The sequence below is a fragment of the Alcanivorax sp. HI0007 genome, from assembly GCF_001635525.1.
Lineage (GTDB): Bacteria > Pseudomonadota > Gammaproteobacteria > Pseudomonadales > Alcanivoracaceae > Alcanivorax.
The window spans coordinates 1-3,857 of record NZ_LWEJ01000016.1; the positions used below are offsets into that span (position 1 = coordinate 1).

Consider the following 3,857-nt stretch of genomic DNA (forward strand, 5'->3'; position numbering starts at 1 on the left):
GGTTAGCCGGCGAAGTTGAGGAGGACGCCGGCGGCGACGGCGGAGCCGATGACGCCGGCCACGTTGGGGCCCATGGCGTGCATGAGCAGGAAGTTGTGGGGGTTGGCTTCCAGGCCCACCTTGTTGGCCACGCGGGCAGCCATGGGCACGGCGGACACGCCGGCGGCGCCGATGATGGGGTTGACCGGGTGGTGGCTGAGGCGGTTGAGCAGTTTGGCCATGAGCACGCCGGTGGCGGTGCCGATCATGAAGGCCACCAGGCCCAGCACCAGGATGCCCAGGGTTTCCATGACCAGGAACTGTTCGGCGCTGAGTTTTGCGCCCACCGCCAGGCCCAGCATGATGGTGACGATATTGATCAGCGCGTTGCTGGTGGTGTCCACCAGACGGCTGACCACACCGGATTCCTTCATCAGGTTACCCAGGCAGAACATGCCCAGCAGCGGCGCTGCGTCGGGTAATACCAACGCCACCAGCACCAGCAGCAGAATGGGGAAGAGAATCTTTTCCGTCTGGCTCACCGGCCGCAGCTGCTCCATCTTGATGGTGCGTTCCTTGGCGGTGGTGAGGGCGCGAATGATGGGGGGCTGAATGATCGGCACCAGGGCCATGTAGGAATAGGCCGCCACGGCGATGGCACCGAGTAGTTCCGGGGCCAGCTTGGTGGTCACGTAAATGGACGTGGGGCCGTCCGCGCCGCCGATGATGCCGATGGCCGCCGCATCCGCCAGGGAGAAATCCATGCCCAGGTAGTTCAGCGCCAGGGCCCCCAGCAGGGCCGCGAAGATGCCGAACTGGGCTGCGGCGCCCAGCAACAGGGTGCGCGGGTTGGCCAGCAGCGGGCCGAAGTCGGTCATGGCGCCCACGCCCATGAAGATCAGCAGCGGGAAGATGCCGGTCATCAGGCCTACGGTGTAGATCAGGTAGAGGATGCCATCGCCGTAGTTGGCTTTTTGCGCCAGATGGTGGAGTTGGTCCTGTATGGCCGGCCCGGCGCCTTCAGCGGCTTTATAGAGCGCTTCTCGCCCGGCATCGGCATCCATGCCCAGCACCTGGGCCATGCTGGCGAGCAGATCCTGGCTGCCGAAGTGCATGGCCTGGCTGATGGCGGATTCCGCCAGCCCGGCCACGGGGATGTTGGCCAGCAGGCCGCCAAAGCCGATAGGCAATAACAGCAGCGGCTCGAATTTCTTGTTGATGGCCAGCCACAGCAGGCCGAGGCAGACCAGCAGCATGATCAGCTGCCCCCCGGACAGATGAAACAGGCCGGTGCTGTGCCAGAGCGTCTCCAGTTTATCCATGGGCAGGCTCCAGGCTAATCAGGGTCTGGCCGACGGTAACCGCATCACCCTCTTTCACCGCCATCTCGGTAACGATGCCCGCTTCCGGGCTGGACACGTCGGTTTCCATTTTCATGGCTTCCAGCACCATGATCTTCTGCCCTTCGGTAACCCGGTCCCCGGGCTTCACCAGCACTTTGAAGATATTGCCCGCCAGGGGCGCCGGGATCGGTGTGCTCTGGGACGGGTTGTGGACCACCGGCGGGTTGGGCTGGCCAGCCCCTGCGCTTTCGCCCAGGGCCTTGATGCCGGTCACGTCACCACCGTCACTGACTTTGACGGTGTACTCCCGACCCTCCACTTCCACGGTATAAACACCGTCGCTGTTGCCGGCAACAGGCAGCGCCTTGCCGTCGGGCACCGGCTCGAACGCGGAGGGGTCACCACGATGCTCCAGAAACCGCAGGCCGATTTGCGTAAACAGCGCATAGGTAAGCACATCATCGATGCGGCGCTTGCCGTCCGCCAGTTGCAGCCCTTTCTCGCTGGCCAGGGTTTCCACTTCACTGATCAGGCTGTCCATTTCGTCATCGATCAGGTCGGCGGGGCGGCAGGTAACAGGCTCATCACCGTCCAGGGCACGGGCCTGCAACTCCGGATTGAAGGCTGCCGGCGCCGCGCCGTATTCGCCGCGCAGTACGCCACGGGTTTCCTTGCTCAGTGCCTTGTAGCGTTCACCCGATAGCACATTGAGCACTGCCTGGGTGCCAACGATCTGGGAGGTGGGCGTGACCAGGGGAATAAAGCCCAGGTCTTCGCGCACGGCGGGAATTTCCTGCAGCACTTCGTCGAAGCGGTCGGTGGCGCCCTGCTCTTTCAGCTGGCTTTCCATATTGGTGAGCATGCCGCCGGGCACCTGGGCCACCAGGATGCGGGCATCCACACCGCGCAGGCTGCCTTCAAACTGGGCGTACTTCTTGCGCACTTCACGGAAGTAGCCAGCGATACGATTGAGTTTTTTCAGATCCAGGCCGGTATCCCGGTCGGTGCCCTCCAGCATGGCCACCACGGACTCGGTGGGGCTGTGGCCGTAGGTCATGGACATGGACGAGATGGCGGTGTCCACATTATCGATGCCGGCCTCGGCCGCTTTCAGTGCGGTCGCAGTGGAAAGACCCGTAGTGGCATGGCACTGCATGTGCACCGGAATGGACAGCGTCTGCTTGAGGCGGCTGACCAGCTCAAAGGCCACATTGGGGCGCAGCAGGCCGGCCATGTCCTTGATGGCCACGGAGTGGGCGCCCATCTGTTCGATCACCTTGCCCTGCTCTACCCACATATCCAGGGTATGCACCGGGCTGACGGTGTAGGCGATGGTGCCCTGTGCATGTTTTCCCTGCTTGATCACGGCGGCGATGGCGCGCTCGATGTTGCGCATGTCGTTCATGGCATCGAACACCCGGAACACGTCCACGCCGTTTTCGGCGGCGCGTTCCACAAAGGCGTCGACCACATCGTCGGCGTAGTGGCGGTAGCCCAGCAGGTTCTGTCCGCGCAGCAACATCTGTTGCGGCGTGTTGGGCATGGCCTTTTTCAGTTCGCGGATACGCTCCCAGGGGTCTTCGCCCAGATAACGGATGCAGGCATCAAAGGTGGCGCCGCCCCAGGATTCCAGGGACCAGAATCCAATGTCGTCCAGTTCTGCGGCAATGGGCAGCATGTCGTCCAGACGCATGCGTGTGGCGAAGAGGGACTGATGCGCGTCGCGCAGCACCACATCGGTGATGCCCAGAGGCTTGAGATCACTCATGGAAAAATTCCGGTTATTGCTGGGACTGCCGGTGCTGACGCACCGCCTTTTCAATGGCCTTGATCACCGCGGGGGACGGCATGTCTCCGGCGGGTGCTGCGGTCGTTGTCGCGGCGGGACTCACGGCTGGCGCTTGCCCGAAGCGTTTCACCAGCAACGACATTAACGACGTTACGGCCACGAGAATAATCAGAAAGGAAAAGACTACACCCATGCCGATCAGCATGAGCTCCAGGCCCTGGGCCATCAGTGTGTTCATGGAACACTCCTTTACGGTTCCGGTGGCGGTTTGTGTCACCGCAGGCGAGAGGGGGACGGCCTGCCGAGTCAGCGGGCGTCACAGGAAAGCTCCCAGGGTTATTCGGCAGCACTCCGAGTCTCTATCGTCGATTTCTGGGAATGTAGAGGGATTGTCGACAACCTGCAATGAGGCCAGTGTACAGGGCGGGTGATTGATTTGATCAATTGGCGTGGCCCAAACGGTACCAGACCACTACGGAGGGGAGATGGCGGGCGTTAATTTGTGCCAGCCCGAAACGAAAAAGGGCCCGCTAGTTAGCGGGCCCTTTTAGGGATATGGCGCACCGGGGAGGATTCGAACCCCCGACCTACTGGTTCGTAGCCAGCATTACAAAACTGAAAATACAGCGCCTTACAATGATTCCGGCATAAAATTACTGCCTGTTTGTGGCCTTATGCATCAATGACTTAAAGGAACTTTGATGCTGTCTCGGCAACCCAATATACTGTCCTTAATAACAGTATAA

General features: G+C 61.5%; 3 protein-coding genes and 1 tRNA gene. All 4 read right to left on the reverse strand.

The annotated features are described in order from the left end of the window. Window positions 1–2 precede the first annotated feature (2 nt). A complete protein-coding gene (locus A3714_RS01325; RefSeq protein WP_063508649.1) occupies window positions 3–1,301 on the reverse strand; it encodes a sodium ion-translocating decarboxylase subunit beta in 1,299 nt (432 codons plus the stop codon). Then, entirely contained in the window at window positions 1,294–3,090 is a 1,797-nt protein-coding gene (oadA, locus tag A3714_RS01330; protein ID WP_063508650.1) for a sodium-extruding oxaloacetate decarboxylase subunit alpha, read from the reverse strand. The genes A3714_RS01325 and oadA overlap by 8 nt, the downstream gene beginning before the upstream one ends. 13 nt (window positions 3,091–3,103) lie before the next feature. Then, window positions 3,104–3,349 (reverse strand): OadG family protein, encoded by a 246-nt coding sequence (locus A3714_RS01335; RefSeq protein ID WP_063508651.1) that lies wholly within the window; start codon window positions 3,347–3,349, stop codon window positions 3,104–3,106. A gap of 318 nt (window positions 3,350–3,667) precedes the next feature. Next, window positions 3,668–3,736, reverse strand: a tRNA-OTHER gene (locus tag A3714_RS01340). Window positions 3,737–3,857 lie beyond the last annotated feature (121 nt).